At 72.4% G+C, this 18,155-nt stretch carries 18 protein-coding genes; 9 read left to right on the forward strand and 9 right to left on the reverse strand.

Annotated features, from left to right (window positions below):
- Positions 1 to 192: acyl-CoA dehydrogenase family protein (locus BGM09_RS03590; RefSeq protein ID WP_188279903.1), on the reverse strand; the 192-nt coding region annotated here is incomplete at its 3' end.
- A 293-nt stretch (positions 193 to 485) separates the two neighbouring features.
- Here BGM09_RS03590 and BGM09_RS03595 point away from each other — a divergent pair.
- The 3 genes from BGM09_RS03595 (at position 486) to BGM09_RS03605 (ending at position 2,990) form a co-directional block, all read left to right on the forward strand.
- Positions 486 to 752: a hypothetical protein gene (locus BGM09_RS03595; RefSeq protein WP_188279904.1), complete on the forward strand. Its 267-nt coding sequence runs from the start codon at positions 486 to 488 to the stop codon at positions 750 to 752.
- Positions 753 to 805: 53 nt separating this feature from the next.
- Positions 806 to 1,984 (forward strand): acetyl-CoA acetyltransferase, encoded by a 1,179-nt coding sequence (locus BGM09_RS03600; protein WP_188279905.1) that lies wholly within the window; start codon positions 806 to 808, stop codon positions 1,982 to 1,984.
- Positions 1,985 to 2,057: 73 nt separating this feature from the next.
- Positions 2,058 to 2,990, forward strand: coding sequence for a trypsin-like serine peptidase (locus tag BGM09_RS03605; protein WP_317452507.1), 933 nt, complete (start codon positions 2,058 to 2,060; stop codon positions 2,988 to 2,990).
- A 27-nt stretch (positions 2,991 to 3,017) separates the two neighbouring features.
- Here the strand turns inward: BGM09_RS03605 and BGM09_RS03610 are convergent, their stop codons facing one another.
- Together BGM09_RS03610 and BGM09_RS03615 are read right to left on the reverse strand one after the other, a co-directional pair.
- Complete coding sequence (locus BGM09_RS03610) at positions 3,018 to 3,455, reverse strand: Zn-ribbon domain-containing OB-fold protein (protein WP_188279906.1); 438 nt, start codon at positions 3,453 to 3,455, stop codon at positions 3,018 to 3,020.
- Positions 3,452 to 3,904 carry a DoxX family protein gene (locus BGM09_RS03615; protein ID WP_188279907.1) on the reverse strand — a complete coding sequence of 151 codons (453 nt, stop codon included), beginning with the start codon at positions 3,902 to 3,904 and terminating at the stop codon, positions 3,452 to 3,454. Before BGM09_RS03615 ends, BGM09_RS03610 begins: the two co-directional genes overlap by 4 nt.
- A gap of 183 nt (positions 3,905 to 4,087) precedes the next feature.
- Between BGM09_RS03615 and BGM09_RS03620 the strand changes: the two genes are divergently transcribed.
- The 4 genes from BGM09_RS03620 to BGM09_RS03635 all read left to right on the forward strand — a co-directional run bounded on the left by BGM09_RS03620 (position 4,088) and on the right by BGM09_RS03635 (position 9,621).
- Positions 4,088 to 5,269 (forward strand): flavin-containing monooxygenase, encoded by a 1,182-nt coding sequence (locus tag BGM09_RS03620; protein WP_188279908.1) that lies wholly within the window; start codon positions 4,088 to 4,090, stop codon positions 5,267 to 5,269.
- A 276-nt stretch (positions 5,270 to 5,545) separates the two neighbouring features.
- On the forward strand, positions 5,546 to 7,723 hold the full coding sequence (locus tag BGM09_RS03625; protein WP_188279909.1) for an acetate--CoA ligase family protein: 2,178 nt from the start codon (positions 5,546 to 5,548) through the stop codon (positions 7,721 to 7,723).
- Between the two features lie 205 nt (positions 7,724 to 7,928).
- Complete coding sequence (locus BGM09_RS03630; protein WP_188279910.1) at positions 7,929 to 8,789, forward strand: enoyl-CoA hydratase/isomerase family protein; 861 nt, start codon at positions 7,929 to 7,931, stop codon at positions 8,787 to 8,789.
- A 121-nt stretch (positions 8,790 to 8,910) separates the two neighbouring features.
- Positions 8,911 to 9,621 (forward strand): flavin reductase family protein, encoded by a 711-nt coding sequence (locus BGM09_RS03635; RefSeq protein ID WP_223186262.1) that lies wholly within the window; start codon positions 8,911 to 8,913, stop codon positions 9,619 to 9,621.
- Here BGM09_RS03635 and BGM09_RS03640 read toward each other — a convergent pair.
- On the reverse strand, positions 9,611 to 11,131 hold the full coding sequence (locus tag BGM09_RS03640; protein ID WP_411158251.1) for an MFS transporter: 1,521 nt from the start codon (positions 11,129 to 11,131) through the stop codon (positions 9,611 to 9,613). The two genes, BGM09_RS03635 and BGM09_RS03640, sit on opposite strands and share 11 nt — an antisense overlap.
- A 19-nt stretch (positions 11,132 to 11,150) precedes the next feature.
- On the opposite strand from BGM09_RS03640, the gene BGM09_RS03645 reads away from it, so the two are divergent.
- Positions 11,151 to 12,146, forward strand: coding sequence for a GlxA family transcriptional regulator (locus BGM09_RS03645; RefSeq protein ID WP_188279912.1), 996 nt, complete (start codon positions 11,151 to 11,153; stop codon positions 12,144 to 12,146).
- A 42-nt stretch (positions 12,147 to 12,188) separates the two neighbouring features.
- Here the strand turns inward: BGM09_RS03645 and BGM09_RS03650 are convergent, their stop codons facing one another.
- The 4 genes from BGM09_RS03650 to BGM09_RS03665 form a co-directional block, all read right to left on the reverse strand.
- Complete coding sequence (locus BGM09_RS03650) at positions 12,189 to 13,238, reverse strand: Zn-dependent alcohol dehydrogenase (RefSeq protein ID WP_188279977.1); 1,050 nt, start codon at positions 13,236 to 13,238, stop codon at positions 12,189 to 12,191.
- A gap of 100 nt (positions 13,239 to 13,338) precedes the next feature.
- Entirely contained in the window at positions 13,339 to 14,148 is an 810-nt protein-coding gene (locus tag BGM09_RS03655) for an SDR family oxidoreductase (protein ID WP_188279978.1), read from the reverse strand.
- A gap of 50 nt (positions 14,149 to 14,198) precedes the next feature.
- Positions 14,199 to 15,389, reverse strand: coding sequence for an acyl-CoA dehydrogenase family protein (locus BGM09_RS03660; protein ID WP_188279913.1), 1,191 nt, complete (start codon positions 15,387 to 15,389; stop codon positions 14,199 to 14,201).
- 8 nt (positions 15,390 to 15,397) lie between these two features.
- The gene (locus tag BGM09_RS03665; protein ID WP_188279914.1) at positions 15,398 to 16,309 is read right to left on the reverse strand and encodes an SDR family oxidoreductase; all 912 of its coding nucleotides are present in this window, start codon (positions 16,307 to 16,309) and stop codon (positions 15,398 to 15,400) included.
- 135 nt (positions 16,310 to 16,444) lie between these two features.
- On the opposite strand from BGM09_RS03665, the gene BGM09_RS03670 reads away from it, so the two are divergent.
- Positions 16,445 to 17,371: a cyclase family protein gene (locus tag BGM09_RS03670; protein WP_188279915.1), complete on the forward strand. Its 927-nt coding sequence runs from the start codon at positions 16,445 to 16,447 to the stop codon at positions 17,369 to 17,371.
- Positions 17,372 to 17,415: 44 nt separating this feature from the next.
- Here the strand turns inward: BGM09_RS03670 and BGM09_RS03675 are convergent, their stop codons facing one another.
- Positions 17,416 to 17,829: an ATP-binding protein gene (locus tag BGM09_RS03675; protein ID WP_188279916.1), complete on the reverse strand. Its 414-nt coding sequence runs from the start codon at positions 17,827 to 17,829 to the stop codon at positions 17,416 to 17,418.
- Between the last annotated feature and the right edge of the window lie 326 nt (positions 17,830 to 18,155).

The following is an 18,155-nucleotide window of genomic DNA, read 5'->3' on the forward strand; positions in this document are numbered from 1 at the left end:
GCCGCCGACCGCGGCGGGCAGCGCGAGCCCCGGCAGGCCGAGCGCCCGCGCGAGATGGCGCCACAGCGCCTCGTCGTGCCCCGCCGCCGTGGCGACGGCGGCGCGCACATCGTCGGGACCACAGCGTTTGTGCAGCAGGTCCCGCAATGTGCGCCGGATTTCGGCCTGCTCGTCGGTGAACGCGGCGTCCATCGGCCGCTCCTCCCTGCCACGACTGCGATCTGACGGGGCGTCATCTTAGGTGTCCCCCGCCACGATGCCCAGGCCCGTGCACCGCCGATACGCGATCCGACCGCAAGGCCGCACCTGGTGACGGTCGCCCCACCGGCACCTGGGCGGATAAGTGAACCCGTAACACCGCACGGCCGCCACCTCTACGGGTCCCGTAGGGACCGCCCGCGCGGGACCGTTACGCCGACCCGCCCCGGCCACCCGCGCACGCCCCCGCACTGACGCGCGCACCCTGGCGGGGCATCATGTCCCGCATGACCAGCAGCAGCCAGCCGCCGGGGGCGCCGCGGCGCAGCGCCCTCCGCCGCTTCCTCTCCCCCGGCCCCGACTCCTCGACGACCCAGCTCAGGGCGTACGCGTGGACGTGGGCGATCTTGCTGGCGGTGTGGATCAGCGCGCAGTTCTGGGCGCATCCGGACGGGTCGCGCAGGGCGCTGTACATCGTGCTGTCACTGGTCTCGATCACGCAGGCGCTGAGCGCGCTCGCACTGCTGAGCAAGCGGTCGGGCAGGCGGCGCTGAACCCGCACCGGGGCCGTATCGCCGCCACCTGAATCTGATGTACCGTCAGATTCATGGCTCAACGCCCCCGTGGACAACGTGCTGTGGCGGTCGTCGGCGTCGCCCTGTCGGAGTGCGGACGGGTGGACGACGCCACCGCGTACGCGCTGCACGCGCAGGCGGCCAGGCGCGCGCTCGCCGACTCCGGCCTTGACCGGGCCGTGGTGGACGGCCTGGCCTCCGCGGGGCTCGGCACGCTGGCGCCGGTCGAGGTGGCCGAGTATCTGGGACTGCGGCCGACCTGGGTGGACTCCACGGCCGTGGGCGGCTCGACGTGGGAGGTGATGGCCGCGCACGCGGCGGACGCCATAGCCGCGGGCCATGCCAACGCCGTGCTGCTCGTCTACGGCTCCACCGCCCGCGCCGATCTCAAGGCGGGCCGGCGTACCGCCAATCTGTCCTTCGGGGCGGGCGGCCCGCTCCAGTTCGAGGTCCCCTACGGCCACACGCTGATCTCCAAGTACGCGATGGCCGCGCGGCGCCATATGCACGAGTACGGCACCACCTTGGAGCAACTCGCCGAAGTCGCCGTCCAGGCGCGGTCGAACGCGGCCCGTAATCCCGACGCCATGTACCGCGCGCCCATCACCGTGGACGAGGTGCTGTCGGGGCCGATGATCGCGGACCCGTTCACCAAGCTGCACTGCTGCCTGCGCTCCGACGGCGGCGGCGCCGTATTGCTGGCGGCCGAGGAATATGTGACGGATTGCGCCAAGCCGCCGGTGTGGGTGCTGGGCAGCGGCACCTCGGTGTCGCACACGTCGATGGCGCAGTGGCCGGACTTCACCGTCTCCCCCGCCGCGGTCTCGGGACGGCTGGCCTTCGAGCGCGCCGGGGTGACGCCCGCGGAGATCGACCTGGCGGAGATCTACGACGCCTTCACCTATATGACGCTGGTAACGCTGGAGGATCTGGGGTTCTGCGCCAAGGGCGAGGGCGGCGCCTTTGTGGCGGACGGGCGGCTGACGGTGGACGGGGCACTGCCGGTGAACACCGACGGCGGCGGCCTGTCCGCCTGCCACCCCGGTATGCGCGGGCTGTTCCTGCTGGTCGAGGCCGTACGGCAGTTGCGCGGCGAGGCGGGTGAGCGGCAGGTGCGCAAGGCGGGCGGACGGCTGCCGGAGCTGGCCGTCGCGTCGGGGACCGGCGGCTGGTTCTGCTCCTCCGGCACGATGGTGCTCGGCCGGGGCTGAGGCCGGCGGTCCGAACGGGCCCGTGCCGGTGTCCCGGCCCTGCGCGGCCGGGTGCGCCCGATAACCTTCCCGCGTGCTGCGACGTCTCCTGCTGCCCGCCGTGTGCACCGCCGCGCTGGTCCTGGTGTCGGTGCTGCTGCCCGGCGCCGGACACCCGCGTACGGCGCCGCACTGGACGAACAGGGCCGCCGCGAGCTTCTGGACTCCCGAGCGGATGGCCGACTCCATGCCGTCGTCGGTCCGGCAGCTCGGTCCGGCGGCGGAACCGGGCGCCGTGCCGGGGCCGTTCACCCGCTCCGAGACCGCGACGCACTTCGGGGGCGTCCCGACCGTCGGCATGCTCTTCTCAGTCGACGGCGACATGACCGCGCACTTCTGCACCGCGAGCGTCGTGCACAGCCCCGGCCGCGACCTGATCCTGACCGCGGCGCACTGCCGACCGGGAGCGAACATCGGCTTCGTACCGCAGTTCCGCGCGGGTGCGGCCCGGCAGCCGTACGGGATCTGGGCCGTCTCGCAGGTCTTCACCGACGCGCGCTGGGCGCCCGCGGACGACGCGGAATCCGCCTACGACTTCGCCTTCGCCCGGGTCGCGCCGGACGCGGACGGGCGGCGGATCGAGGAGGTGACGGGCGCCAATCGCCTGACCCGTACACCCGGCTTCCACAACCGCGTCACCGTCATCGGCTACCCGCGCACCTCCGACGACCCGTCCGACGAGGCGATCACCTGCACGACGACCACCTCGCGGCTCGAAGGGCTGCGCCAATTGCAGCTGGTGTGCGCGGGGTACTTCGCCGGCACCTCCGGCAGCCCGTGGCTGCTCGACTACAACACCCGTACCAAGAGCGGCGGTGTCATCGGCCTGATCGGCGGCGAGGACGAGGGCGGGCTGTCCGACCGGATCTCGTACAGCCCCTTCTTCGACGACGCGATCCAGGCGCTGTACCGGAAGGCGGTACGGGCCCGGTCGCATACGCCGCACATGGTGACGGCCAAGCGCTGACGCCCGCCTCACGCGAGCGGCAGGGGCTCAGGCCGGGCGGAAGACGGGGATCACGGGCTGGTCCTCGGGCGGGGTTCCCGCGTCCGCGCCACGGCGGAAATCCGCCCTCAACGGCATGCCGATCCGTAATCCTTGCGCCGCGCAGCCGATGACTTCCGTCATCATGCGCGGCCCTTCGGCGAGGTCGACGACAGCGGCTACGTAGGGGAGGCGGTCGCGGAACGGCGGCAGGTCGTTGAGGTGGACGACCGACCAGGTGTAGAGGGCGGCGAGGCCGGAGGCGGTCTCCCAGACCACGTCCTCGCTCCAGCAGTACGGGCAGAATTCGCGCGGGTAGTGGTGCGCGGCGCCGCATCCGTCGGCCCGGCAGCGCCGGATGAGCAGCCGCCCCTCGGCCGCCGCGTCCCAGTAAGCGCGGGTGAAGGGGTCGGCCTGCGGCAGGTCGAACCGCGCCGCGCCGCTCACCGGAACAGTCCGAAGGCGTCGTCCAGCGACCACGTCTGCCAGCTCACGGCGAAGAACGCGACGAGCGAGATCAGCGCCATCATCGCGTTCTGCCCCTGCTCGGCCCAGTCGTGGATCATCAGGACGAGATAGAGCAGGTTCAGCAGCAGGCCGCCGACGAGGGCGACGGGGGTGAGCAGGCCGGTGATCAGGCCGAGCCCGAGGGCGAGTTCGGCGTAGACCACGACGTACGCCATCAGGCGCGGGCGCGGGGCGACGACCGCCGCGAAGCCGGAGCGCACGAAGGACCAGCGGTGCCGCTCGGCCACATCGGCGGCCCAGGCGATGCCCGTGCCGCGCGCGAACCACGCCTTCTTGTCCTTGTGCCGCCAACTCTCCAGCCACCACAACCCCAGCCCTATGCGCAGTACGGCCAGCCATTCCGGGCCGCTGAGCCAGATCGCGCGCATGCCGGACCTCCTCCGAATCTGACGGTACGTCAGTTCAGCGGACAGTGGGCGGTGTGCGCAAGAGGCCGGACCAAACCTCGCCGACCGATCCGTTCCGGGCTACGCTCACACGCGCGCGAGCAGTTACCTTCCGGTACCGCCGCAACTCGTTCTCGTACGACTTTCAGGCCCCGGGAGTTCTCCATGTCCCACCTCAGCAAGGCCGGTTCGGGCACGCCCGCGAGCAGCGCGACCGCCGAGCCGGACGCCATCGTCATCGGCGCGGGACCCGGCGGCCTGGCCGCCGCGGCCGCGCTCAGACAGCGAGGGGTACGCCCCCTGGTGCTGGAGCGCTCGGAACACCTCGGCGCCTCCTGGCGCGCCCACTACGACCGGCTGCGGCTGCACACCACACGCCGGCTGTCCGCGCTGCCCGGCCTGCAGATCCCGCGCGCGTACGGCCGTTGGGTCGCCCGCGACGACGTGGTGCGCTACCTGGAGCAGTACGCCGAGCACCACGACCTGGACATCACCACCGGCATAGCGGTGGAGCGCGTCGACCGCGCCGCGTCGGGCTCGGGCTGGGAACTGCCCGCCAACGGCGGCCGGGTGCTGACCTCGCCGGTGGTCGTCGTCGCCACCGGCCACAACCACGCGCCGCACGTACCGGACTGGGAGGGCCGCGACACCTTCCCCGGCGAACTCCTGCACTCCGCCGCCTACCGCAACGCCGCCCCCTACGCCGGACGCGACGTGCTCGTCGTCGGCGTCGGCAACAGCGGCGCCGAGATCGCCGTCGACCTCGTAGAAGGCGGCGCCGCCCGGGTACGGCTCGCGGTCCGCACCCCGCCGCACATCATGCGCCGCTCCACGGCGGGCTGGCCCGCGCAGGCCAGCGGCATCCTGTGCCGACGGCTGCCGACCCGCGTCGTCGACCGCGTCGCCCCGTACATCGAGCGGGCCAGCGTGCCCGACCTGTCGGCGTACGGCCTGCCCCGCCCGGAGACCGGCCTGTACGAGTGCGTGCTCGACGGCTCCATCCCCGTGCAGGACGTGGGCCTGATCGAGGCCGTACGCGCCCGGCGGGTCGAACCCGTCGCCGCCGTCGAGCGTTTCGACGGCGACAAGGTGCACCTGGCAGACGGCTCGCAGATCAGCCCCGAGGTCGTCATCGCCGCCACCGGGTACCGGCGCGGCCTCGAACCGCTCGTCGGCCATCTCGGCGTACTCGACGGGCGCGGGCGCCCGGTCGTGCACGGCGCCCGCTCCCCCAAGGGCGCCCCCGGCCTGTACTTCACCGGATTCACCAACCCCATCAGCGGCATGTTCCGCGAAATGGCCATCGACGCCCGCCGGATCGCCCGGAAGGTGTCCCACACCCGCTGACCCGTACGCGCCCGCTCCGTACGCACCGCCGCGGCGACCGGTCGTGCGCGCGCTGACGCACGCCCGCTCCCCCACCCCCTCTCTCCCCATGGCCGCCGACCCACTTGGGCGCCCCGAATCCCGCACCCCCGCGAGGGCCCGGACGCCGCGCGTCCGCACCCCGCGCGGGGCCGCACATTTCTTTTCCGTGACCCGACTGTTCCTGACAGGTCGTCAGTTCAGTAATCTGACTATGCGTCAGCTCTGTAGACCCAGCAGCAGGAGGGGGCGAGACCGATGCTCGGATCCACGTTCAGCACCCGCAGTCCCGGCCCGGGGCCCGTCGCGCGCGGCGGGCCGGACACCGATGTCGGCGGCCGTCCGCTGCACGCCCCCGTACCCGACCTCGACCGGTTCTTCCGGCCACGGACGGTGGCGGTGGTCGGCGCGTCCGACACCGAGGGGCGGCCCAACACCGGCATCACGCGACAGCTCCTGACCTGGTCGCAGCGGGTCGGCGCCCAGTTGCTGCCGGTCAATCCCGGCCGGGAGACCGTCTTCGGCCTGCCCTGCCACGCCTCGGTGACCGACCTCCCGGAGGACGTGGACCTGGCCGTGCTGCTGGTCGCCGACCCGCTGCCGGTGATCGAGCGACTGGGCGAGGCGAAGGTCTCCTTCGCCGTGGCCTTCGCCTCCGGCTTCGCCGAGACCGGCGCCGAGGGCGCGGCGGCCCAGACCCGGCTGGCCGAGGTCGTCGCCCGCTCCGGCATGCGGCTGCTCGGGCCGAACACCAACCTCAACGCCTTCGAGGAGTTCCGCGAGGACCTCACGGGACCCGCCATCGCGCTGATCACCCAGTCCGGCCACCAGGGCCGCCCCCTGCACTCCCTCCAGCAGCTCGGCATCCGGCTCAGTCACTGGGCGCCCACCGGCAACGAAGCGGACCTGGAGACCGCCGACTTCATCTCCTACTTCGCCGGGCAGCCCGAGGTCGGCGCCATCGCCGCGTATGTGGAAGGGCTCAAGGACGGCCGGTCGTTCTGCCTCGCCGCCGACCGCGCCGCCCGGCGCAAGGTGCCGGTGGTGATGGTCAAGGTGGGCCGCACCGACGCCGGGGCCAGGACCGCCGCCTCGCACACCGGCAAGCTCACCGGCACCGATTCCGTGATCGACGCCGCCCTGCGGCAGTTCGGCGTGATCCGCGTCGACGGGCTCGACGAACTCCAGGACACCGCGGCCCTGCTGGCCCGCGCCCGGCCGCCCGCCGCGGACGGGGTCGTCGTCTACTCCATATCCGGCGGCACCGGCGCGCACTTCGCCGACCTGGCCACCTCGGCCGGGCTGCGGCTGCCCGCGCTGTCGGAGGCCAAGCGCACCGAACTCCACCAGTGGATCCCGGACTACCTCAACGTCGCCAACCCGGTCGACAACGGCGGCCACCCGGTGGGCGACTGGCGCGGCCGGAAGATCATCGACGCGATCCTGGCCGATCCGGCCGTCGGCGTACTGATCTGTCCCATCACCGGCCCCTTCCCGCCGATGAGCGACAAACTGGCGCGCGACCTGGCGGACGCGGCCGAGGAGACGGACAAGCTGATCTGCGTGGTGTGGGGCTCCCCGGTCGGCACCGAGGACGCCTACCGCACGACCCTGCTGGGCTCCTCCCGGCTGGCGACCTTCCGGACCTTCGGCAACTGCGTCACCGCCGTGAAGGCCTACCTCGACCACCACCGCTTCACCGCCGCCTACCGCTCGCCCTTCGACGAAGCGCCGCGCACACCGTCGTCCTCGGCGCGCAAGGCGCGCGGCCTGCTGCGCGCGGGCCACCAGCTCAGCGAGCACGCGGCCAAGCAACTGCTGCGGGCGTACGGGATCCGGGTGCCGCGCGAGCAGTTGGTGACCAGCGCGGCGGGCGCCGTCCGGGCCGCGGGCCTGGTCGGCTACCCGGTGGTGATGAAGGCTTCCGCGGCGCAACTCGGGCACAAGACGGAGCTGGGCCTGGTCAGGCTCGGCCTCACCTCGGCCAGCCAGGTCAGGGACGCCTACCGCGAACTCACCGACACCGCCCGCGCCGCCGACATCGACCTCGACGGCATCCTGGTCTGCCAACTCGTCGAGCGCGGCGTGGAGATGGTGGTCGGCATCTCGCCCGACCCGCTCTTCGGCCCGACCGTCACCGTGGGACTCGGCGGAATCCTGGTCGAGGTCCTCGCCGACACCGCCGTACGCGTACCGCCCTTCGGGCCGGACACCGCGCGCGGCATGCTGGACGACCTGCGGGGCCGCAGGCTCCTCGACGGGGTCAGGGGGGCGCCGCCCGCCGACACCGACGCGCTCGTCGACGTGGTCATGCGCGTGCAGCGGATGGCCATGGAGCTGGGCGACTCGCTCGCCGAACTCGACATCAACCCGCTGATGGTGCTGCCGCGCGGGCAGGGCGCGGTCGCGCTCGACGCACTGGCCGTCTGCTACTGACCGCGCCGACACGTACGCCGACGATTCGCCCCTCCCGGATCCGTGCCGGAACGGTCCGCGCCGCAACAGTCCGTGCCGCAACAGTCCGTGCCGGAAGGGCGCACGCCGACACGTCCCGCTCCCGGACGCCGCGCGCCCCATCGTCCCGCGCCCGAATGCCCCGCGCCCGCTCTTCCCGCTCTTCCCGCTCCGACCGAGGATTCCCATGGCCGACTCCCCCTCCACCGACTCCGACAACACCGCCGCCGACTCCGCTGAGTCACCGGATGATTCCGCTGAGTCAGTTGTACGTCACGCCACTGACAACGGGGTCGCGTGGATCACGCTCGACCGCCCGCACGCCATGAACGCCCTGACCTGGGACCAGCGCGAACGCCTGATCGGCCTGCTCGAAGCGGCCTCCGCGGAACCGGACGTGCGGGCCGTCGTACTGACCGCGACCGGCCGGGCGTTCTGCGCGGGCGCGGATCTGAGCGGAGGCGCGAGCGCACCGGCCGAGCGGGTGCCGGGCGATGTGGCGCGGACGATCAGGCGCGGCGCGCAGCGGCTGATCGCGGCGGTGCTGGACTGCGAGAAGCCGGTGGTCGCGGCGGTCAACGGCACCGCGGCCGGGATCGGCGCCCACCTCGCCCTCGCCTGCGACCTCGTCATCGCCTCGGAACGGGCCACGTTCATCGAGGTGTTCGTCCGGCGCGGCCTGGCCCCCGACGGCGGGGGCGCGTATCTGCTGCCGCGGCTGATCGGCCCGCAGCGCGCGAAGGAACTGCTCTTCTTCGGCGACGCGCTGCCCGCCGCCGAGGCGGAACGCCTCGGGCTGGTCAACCGTGTCGTGCCGGCCGCCGAGTTGGACACGACCGCGCGCGCCTGGGCGGATCGCCTGGCCGCCGGGCCCACGCGCGCGACGGCGCTGGCCAAACAGCTCGTCAACGCCTCCCTCGACACCGACCGCGCCACCGCGTTCGCCGCCGAGGCGGCGGCGCAGGAGATCGTCATGACCACCGCCGACGCGCTGGAGGGCGTCCGCAGCTTCACCGAGCGGCGGCAGCCGCACTTCCGGGGCCGGTGAGCCGATGCCCGGAACTCGCCACACGCCAACCGCCGAGAAACCCCGTTCCCGGCGATCGACGTCACCCCGACGTCACCTCACTCTTCCTATCTGACGATCCGTCAGATTCAATGGAAGGGTGATGGGACATGCGGGAATGGCGGAGACCGCCGTGCGCTACCTGAGGTCGGTCGGGGCGGCGACAGCCGTGGCGCCGAGCGCCGGAGGTCCGGCGGCGGCGCCTGCCGTACTGCCGGGCGCCACACCACCGGGCAGGGCGCGTACCCCACTGCGGGCGGTGGGCCCGGACGAGCGGGCGCCGGTGGACCAGGGAGAATTCCGCGGGGTGCTCGGCCGTTTCGCGACCGGGGTCACACTGGTGACGGCGGCCTGCCCCGACGGGCCGGTCGGCTTCGCCTGCCAGTCGTTCGCGTCGCTGTCGCTGGATCCGCCGCTGGTGGCGTTCATGGTCGGGCGTACGTCCACGACCTGGCCGCGCATCGCCCGCTCGGGCGTTTTCTGCGCCAACGTACTGACGGCGGGGCAGGCCCTGCTGTGCAGGCAGTTCGCGGTGAGCGGCGCGGACAAGTTCGCGGGCGTGGACTGGACGCCCGCGCCCGTTTCTGGATCGCCCCGGATCGGCGGCGCGTCCGCGTGGATCGACTGCGCGATCCACGCGGTGCACACCGGGGGCGACCACCTCGTGGTGGTGGGCCGGGTGGTCGCGCTGGGCGCGACGGACGGCGCCGACAGCCCGGACGCCCCGGCCGGCCCCGAGAACCCTTCCGGACCTTTGCTGTTCTACCGGGGCGGATTCGGAACTTTCGCTCCTTTCGGTCCGTTCACCCCGTAACCGCCAACGCCGGTACCGCGGCGCCCGGTCGGCGGCGGATGACGAGGGACATCAGCGCGGCCACCGCGCACAAGGCACCGGAGGAGTACCAGACGACGTCGTACGAGCCGAACGCGTCACGCGCGACACCTCCCAGATAGGCGACGAGGGCGGCGCCGATTTGGTGGGAGGCGAGGACCCAGCCGAAGACGATCGCGCTGTTCTCGCCGTAGTACTCGCGGCACAGGGCGATGGTCGGCGGGACCGTGGCGACCCAGTCGAGGCCGTAGAAGACGATGAACAGCACCATCGGCGGATGGACGCTGTCCGCGAGCAGGATAGGGAGGAACATGAGGGAGAGTCCGCGCAGGCCGTAGTAGATCGCGAGCAGGCGGCGCGGTGATATGCGGTCGGTGAACCAGCCGGAGGCCACCGTGCCCGCGATGTCGAAGACGCCGATCACGGCCAGCAGGGAGGCGGCGGCGGTGACGGGCATGCCGTGGTCGTGGGCGGCGGGCACGAAGTGGGTCTTGACCAGGCCGTTGGTGGACGCGCCGCAGATCGCGAAGGTGCCCGCGAGCAGCCAGAACGGTCCGGTACGCGCCGCGTCGCGCAGGGCTCGCAGCGCCCGGCCGGCGGCGCCCGCGACCGGTGCGGGCTTGGGGGTGAACTCGGCGGCGCCGTAGGCCGCGAGGCCCACGTCGGCGGGGTGGTCGCGCAGCAGGAACCAGACGAAGGGGACGACGGCGAGCGCGGCGCAGGCCACCAGCGCGGCGGCCGGGCGCCAGCCGTGGTGTTCGGTGATCCAGGACAGCACGGGCAGGAAGACCAGTTGTCCGGCCGCGCCGCCCGCGGTGAGGATGCCGGTGACCAGGCCGCGGCGGGCGACGAACCACCGGTTGGTGACGGTGGCGGCGAAGGCCAGCGCCATCGAGCCGCTGCCGAGACCGACGAGCACGCCCCAGCACAGCACGAGTTGCCACACCTGCGTCATGTAGACGGTCAGCCCCGCGCCGAGCGCGATGGTGACCAGCGCGCACGCCACCACGCGCCGGATGCCGAAGCGGTCCATCAGCGCGGCGGCGAAGGGCGCGGTGAGCCCGTACAGCGCGAGGTTCACCGAGACCGCGAAGCCGATCGTGCCGCGCGACCAGCCGAATTCGGTGTGCAGCGGGTCGATCAGCAGTCCGGGGAGCGAGGCGAAGGCGGCGGCGCCGACGAGGGTCACGAAGGTGACGACGGCGACGGCCCAGGCGCGGTGCGGTCGTACACGGGCGCCGGGACGGGGGCGGGGGCGGGGACCAAGGTCCGGAGCGACGCCGGATACGGCTCCAGGCACGACACCGACACCGACACTGAGATCGACACCGACGCCGGGTACGGCACTGGTTACGGCGGCTTCGCCAGGTGTGGCGGCCGGCCCTGGTGCGGCGGTCACGGTGTCAGGGACCTGACCGGCGGAGTGCGATGTCTGCGTCACTCGAACAGTCTCCGGAGATCGGTACCGCCGGACGAGTGGCCCGATGGCCATGATGTGAAAGGATCGGGCCATGGCCGTTTTCCAGCACCCCGACCGGCACAAGGTCGCCGTCTTCGCACTCGCCGGGGTGATCCCGTTCGAACTGGGCATCCCTCTGCGGATCTTCGGCGCCGCCCAGGCCGTCGAGGACGGCAGGAAGCTGTACGAGGTCGTGACGTGCAGCGTCGCCCCCGGCAGCGTCCGTACCGACGCCGATTTCAGCGTCGTCGTCGAGCACGGGCTCGAAGCGCTGGCCGAGGCGGACACGGTGGTCGTGCCCGCCTCGCACGAGTTGGGGCCCGTCTACACCGAGGGGGTGCTGACGCCCGCGCTGGCCGCCGCCTTCCGCCGGATGCGGACCGGCACCCGTACCGTCTCGATCTGCACCGGCTCCTTCCTGCTCGCCGCCGCGGGCCTGCTCGACGGCCGCCCCGCGACCACCCACTGGAGCAGCGCGGACCACTTCCAGCGGCTCTTCCCCCAGGTCAAGGTGGACCCCGACGTCCTCTACGTCGACGACGGCGACGTCCTGACCTCGGCCGGGGTCGCGGCGGGCATCGACTTGTGCCTGCACATCGTGCGCCGCGACTTCGGTACGGCGGTGGCGAACGGGGTCGCGCGCCGCACCGTCGTCCCGCCGCACCGGGAGGGCGGCCAGGCGCAGTACATCCGCAGGCCGCTGCCGGAGCCGCAGTTGGCCAGTACGGAGCGGGCGCGCTCCTGGGCACTGGACCGGCTGCACGCGCCGCTCACACTGCGGCAGCTCGCCGAGCGCGAGTCGATGAGCGTACGCACCTTCACCCGGCGGTTCCGCGAGGAGGTGGGGATGAGCCCGGGACAGTGGCTGACGCAGCAGCGCGTCGAACACGCCCGCCACCTGCTGGAGTCCACCGACCTCGGGGTCGACCAGATCGCCGGGCAGGCGGGTTTCGGCACGTCGGCGTCGATGCGTCAGCACCTCCAGGCCGCGCTCGGCGTGTCACCGACCGCGTACCGCCGCACGTTCCACAGCGCGGCCGGACGGTAGGCCCTGAGGGTCCGCAAGACGCGGAGGGCCGGGAGAGGTGAGTCAGAAGGTGAGCACGCCGCGCGCCACCCGCCCGTGGGCGGCGTCGTCCACCGCCTTGGCGAAGTCCTCCACCGGGTAGGTCTCGGTGACGAGTTCGTCCAGCAGCAGCCGCCCCTGCCGGTAGAGGTCGGCATAGAGGGCGATGTCGCGCTGCGGGCGCGACGAACCGTATCGGCAGCCGAGGATCGCCTTGTCAAGGAACATCGAGGAGACGCGGAACGACGCCTCCGCGTCGGCGGGCGGCACCCCGAGCAGCAGCGCCTGGCCGTGCCGGTCGAGCAGGTCGATCGCCTGCCGGATCAGGGCGGTGCGGCCCACGCACTCGAAGACGTGGTCGGCGCCGTGCGGCAGCAGGTCGCGTACGGAAGCGGCGTCGGCGACGAAGTCCGTGGCGCCGAACTGCCGGGCCAGCGGTTCCTTGGCCGGGTTGTTGTCGACGGCGACGACGCGGGAGGCGCCCGCGATCCGCGCGCCCTGGAGGACGTTGAGGCCGATGCCGCCGGTGCCGATGACGACGACGCTCTCCCCGAGGCCGACGCGCGCCCGGTTCAGGACGGCGCCGACACCGGTCAGCACACCGCAGCCGATCAGGGCGGCCGAGGTGAGCGGGATCTCCGGTGCGATTTTCACCGCCTGGACGGCCTTGACGACGGTCAACTCCGCGAAAGCGGAATTCGAGGCGAAGTTGAAGAGCGGCTTCCCCTGCCGCGTGAAGGGCTTTCCCGGGCGGCCGATGGCCTGACGGCACATGGTGGGGCGGCCACGGTCGCATTCGGGGCACGTCCCGCAGTTGGCGAGCGTCGAGAGCGACACATGGTCGCCGACCACCACGTGGGTCACCCCCGCGCCGACCGCCTCGACCACGCCCGCGCCCTCGTGGCCGAGCACGACCGGCACCGGGAACGGGATCGTCCCGTCGATCACGGACAGGTCGCTGTGGCACAGCCCGGCCGCCGCGATCCGTATCCGCACCTCACCGGGCCCCGGCGCGCGGACCTCCAGGTCGTCCACGACCTGTGCCTGCTGACCGTCGAAGACGACGCCCCGCACCAGCGCCTGGACGTCACCATTGGTGCCGCCCGCATTCCCGTCACCATTAGTGCTGCCTACCGTGCCGCCGTGCCCGCTCATGTGCGCCCCCTCAAGGGTGTCAAGGGTGTTGGGACGAGACGGAGACCACCTCGCCCGTCAGATAGGAGCTGTAACCGCTGGCCAGGAAGACGATCGCGTTGGCGACCTCCCAGGGCTGCGCGGCCCGCCCGAACGCCTCGCGCGCGGTCAGTTCCGCCAGCAATTCGTCACTGGTGACCTTCGCGAGGTTGGCGTGCATCGCCAGCGACGGCGCGACCGCGTTGACCCGTACGCCGAACTCGGCCGCTTCCACGGCCGCGCACCTGGTCAGCGCCATCACGCCCGCCTTGGCCGCCGCGTAGTGCGCCTGCCCGGCCTGGGCGCGCCAGCCCAGCACGGACGCGTTGTTGACGATCACCCCGGCGCCGCGCTCCCGCATGTGGCGCAGGGCGGCCCGGGTGCAGCGGAAGGTGCCGTTCAAGGTGACGTCGAGGACGGTCGACCACTGCGCGTCCGTCATGTCGACGAGCGCGGCGGTGCCGCCGAGGCCCGCGTTGTTGACCAGGACGTCCAGGCCGCCGAACCGCTCGGTGACGGCCGCGAAGAGCCGCCGCACATCGTCCTCGGCCGTCACGTCGCACGGCACGGCCAGCGGCGTCCGGCCGGTCAGCTTCTCCAACTCCGCGGCCGCCTCGGCCAGCCGCCGCTCGTGCCGGTCGCTGATCGCCACGACCGCGCCCTCCTCGGCGCAGCGCCGCGCGGTCGCGAAGCCGATACCGCTGCCCGCCGCGGCCGTGACCAGGACCGTACGACCGCGCAGCAGGTCGTGCGCGGGTTCGTACGGCGGCTCGCTCCCAGGGCCGTACCGCGGCGGTACCGACGAAGGCAGGCGCGGGCGAGACGCGCTCACCCTGATGGCCTCTTCGTCCTCGGACGCGCTCACCCTTTCGGCTCCCTCGGCAGCCCCAGCGCCCGCTCCGCGATGATCGTGCGCTGCACTTCGTCCGAGCCGCCGTAGATGGTGTCGGCGCGGGAGAAGAGGAACAGGTGCTGGGCGGCGTCGAGTTCGTACGGCGCGGCCGGTGTCCAGTCGCGCGGGCCGGTGGCGGCGGACGGGCCGCGTACGGTCATCGCCAGCTCGCCGAGCCGCTGGTGCCAGGCCGACCAGAGGAGTTTGGCGGCGCTGGGCGCGGCGAGGTCGGCGGTGCCGAGGGTGCGCAGCGCGTTCCAGCGCATCGTCCGCAACTCCGCCCACAGCCGTATCAGCCGCTGCCTGATCATCGGATCGGTGTCGGCCCCTGTGCGCCGCGCCGCCTCCGTGACCTCCGCCAGCTCCCGCCCGAAGCCGATCTGCTGAACCAGTGTGGACACGCCGCGCTCGTGGCCGAGGAGCGCCATGGCGACCTGCCAGCCGCCGCCCTCCGCGCCGACGGCCCCGACGGCGCGGGCGCCGTCGAAGAACACCTCGTTGAAGTCGGCCGCACCGGACATCTGCCGGATCGGACGCACGTCGATCCCCGGCTGGTCCATCGGCAGCAGCAGGAAGCTCAGACCGTGATGGCGGCGCGAGCCGGGCTCGGTGCGCGCGAGCAGAAAGCACCAGTCGGCGTCACGCGCCAGTGACGTCCAGATCTTCTGCCCCGACACCCGGTACGAGCCGTCCGCCGGATCGCGTACGGCGGCCGTCCGCACGCCCGCGAGGTCGGAGCCCGCGCCCGGCTCGCTGTACCCCTGGCACCACAGCTCCTCGCCGCGCGCGATCGGCGGCAGGAAGCGCTCGCACTGCTCGGGTGTGCCGTGCGCCTCCAGAGTGGGCGCCAGCAGCTTCTCGCCGATGTGTCCTGTGCGTACGGGGGCGCCCGCGCGGGCGTACTCCTCGCCCCACGCGACCTGCTGGGCGAGCGTCGCGCGCCGGTTGCCGCCGTACGTACCGGACCAGCCGAGGCCGATCCAGCCCGCCGCGCCGAGAGTACGTTCCCAGGCCCGGCGGTCGGGCGCGGCGCGCATGTCGGTGGCGACCGGGCTGTTGGCGGGGGCGTTGGCAGGGGCGTTGGCGGGGGCGTTGGCGGCGAGCCACTGGCGGGCCTCCGCACGGAAGGCGTCGACCTCGGGTCCGAAGGTGAAGTCCATGGCGCTCCCTAGGCGTTGGGGCGGTCCTTGGCCGCGGCGGCCCTGCGCATGGCGTCGAGCTGTTCCAGCAGGGGCATGGGGTCGGTGCCGATGGTGGCCGGGATGACGTCGGCCAGCCGTTCCGGCGTCCAGGGCCCGTCCTGCGACCAGGCGGAACGTATCTCCCTGGGCTGCGCCCACAGCGCGATCTTGGGGCCCGCGACCGTGTAGACCTGCCCGGTGGTGTCGGCGGCGCGGTCGGAGAGCAGGTAGACGACGAGCGCGGCGACGTCCTCCGGCTCGCCGATCTCCTTCAGCTCCATGGGCACGCCCGCGGACATCCTGGTACGGGCCACCGGCGCCACGCAGTTGGCGGTGACACCGTATTTGTTCAGGCCGAGGGCCGCGCTGCGGACGAGCGAGATGATGCCGCCCTTGGCGGCGGAGTAGTTGGCCTGCGAGACGCTGCCCTGGTGGTTGCCGCTGGTGAAGCCGATCAGCGTGCCGTGGCCCTGGCGGCGCATGACCGCGCTGGCGGCCCTGAAGACGGTGAAGGTGCCTTTGAGGTGGGTGGCGATGACGGGGTCCCACTCGTCCTCCGCCATGTTGAAGAGCATGCGTTCGCGCAGGATGCCGGCGACGCAGACGACGCCGTCGAGCCGTCCCCAGCGGTCGGTCGCGGCCGAGACGATCCTGTCGCCCGCCGCCATCGTCGACACGTCGTCGGCCACGGCGACCGCCTCGCCGCCCGCCGCCTTGATCTCCTTCACCACCGACTCGGCGACCTCACTGGCCGGTTGGCCCGCGCCGTCCATGGCGACGCCGTAGTCGTTGACGACGACTCTCGATCCCTGCGCGGCGCAGGCGATGGCGACCGCGCGTCCGATGCCGCGCCCCGCGCCAGTGACGGCCACGACTTTTCCGGCCAGGAAGTTGCCCACGTCACGCCCCTTCTCATCGTTTCTGACGGACCGTTAGATTTGACGGGTCGTTAGATATTACGAGTGCGGACCCCGTCCAGCACAAGACCCGTACACGACCGCGTACGTGACCCCTCACACGATCTGGAGATTCCGGTGGCCCTCCCCGACGCGTTCCTCGACATCGCCCGCCGGGTCAACAACTGGGGCCGCTGGGGTGCGGACGACGAGATCGGCACCCTCAACCTGATCACCGACGAGGTGGTGCGCGCCGCCGCCGCGACCGTACGCAGTGGCCGCCGCGTACCGCTCGCGCTGCCGCTGCGGCAGGACGGCGTGCAGACCGGGCTGATCCCCGGCCGGGTCAATCCGCTGCGCACGATGGTCGCGCTCAACCAGGAGATCTTCGGGCCCGGCACCATCGCCACCAGCGACGACGTGGTGACCCTCGGCCTTCAGGCCGGAACGCACTGGGACGGCCTCCCCCACGTCTCGCACTCGGGCCTGATCTACAACGGGCGTCCGGCCGACTCGGTGACCGCGCACGCGGGCGCCGCCTTCAGCGGCATCGAGAAGGTCACCTCGGTGGTGTCGCGCGGTGTGCTGCTGGACGTGGCGCGCGCGCTCGGCGTCGACCGACTGCCAGGTGACCACGCGGTGACACCGGAAGACCTGTCCGCGGCGGAGGAGTTGGCGGGCACCGCGGTACGGGCCGGGGACGTGGTCCTGGTGCGGACCGGCCAGATACGGGCGTACCTCGGCGGCGACAAGGAGGCGTACGCGTATCCGTCACCCGGCCTGTCGATCCGCACGCCGGAGTGGTTCCACGCACGGGATGTGGCGGCGGTCGCCAACGACACGCTGACCTTCGAGATCTTCCCGCCGGAGGTCGAGAATCTGTGGCTGGCGGTGCACGGGCTCGACCTGGTCGAGATGGGCATGCTCCAGGGCCAGAACTGGAATCTGGAGGGCCTCTCGGCGGCCTGCGCCGAGGAGGGGCGTTACGCGTTCTGGCTCGATGCCACGCCGGAGCCCTTCGTGGGCGGGGCGGGCGCCCCAGTGGCTCCGGTGGCGGTGCTTTGAGCGGTGCTGTGAGCGGTGCTGTGAGCGGTCCGGCGGCCCGCGTCCTAGGTGAGGACCGGGGCCTGACGGCGGTCGACCTCACACCAGATCTGCTTGCCCGCGCCTTCCGGCTGCCAGCCCCAGCGGTCGGCGAGGCCGTCGACCAGTTCCAGACCGCGACCGCCGGTCTCGTCGCGATGCGCGTGCCGGGGGGCGGGCGGAGCCTCGCTGCTGTCGGCCACCTCGACCCGGACCGGGGAGGCGGGCGCCGCGGGGAACAGCATCCGCAGGACGGCGGGGCAGCCGGTGTGCACCACCGCGTTCGTCACCAGCTCGGAGATGAGCAGGATCAGCGTCTCCGCGACCGGCTCGTCGGCTCCTATACCCGAACCCACGAGCCGGGACCGCGCCCAGCGACGCGCCCGTCCCACCTCCGCGGGGTCCACACCGACCTCAAGCTGCACCTGAAGCACCTGCACCGCTCACACCATCCGAACCGGCGGACACAACGCCTCGCTTCTGCCCGAGATCACCGTGCGTGACCCCGGCACAACACAGCATGATTGACCTACAGTCACGCCAACAAGCGCTTCGGGCATATTCCAGCGCAACGGAGTACGCGTGCTGCATACTGTGCGGCACATCCGACGGGGATTCGAACGCCCAGCCGTGACGCCCGTCCGACTCAGCCGGACGGCGCCTCTGGGCAGCCTGGAACCTACACGCACCCGATGGAGCGTACCCGAGGTGTTCCCCGACTCCACTGCGTGGCAAGTCACGCATCGGACACAACACCGTGCGGACG

The organism is Streptomyces sp. CBMA29 (assembly GCF_014596445.1).
Classification (GTDB): domain Bacteria; phylum Actinomycetota; class Actinomycetes; order Streptomycetales; family Streptomycetaceae; genus Actinacidiphila.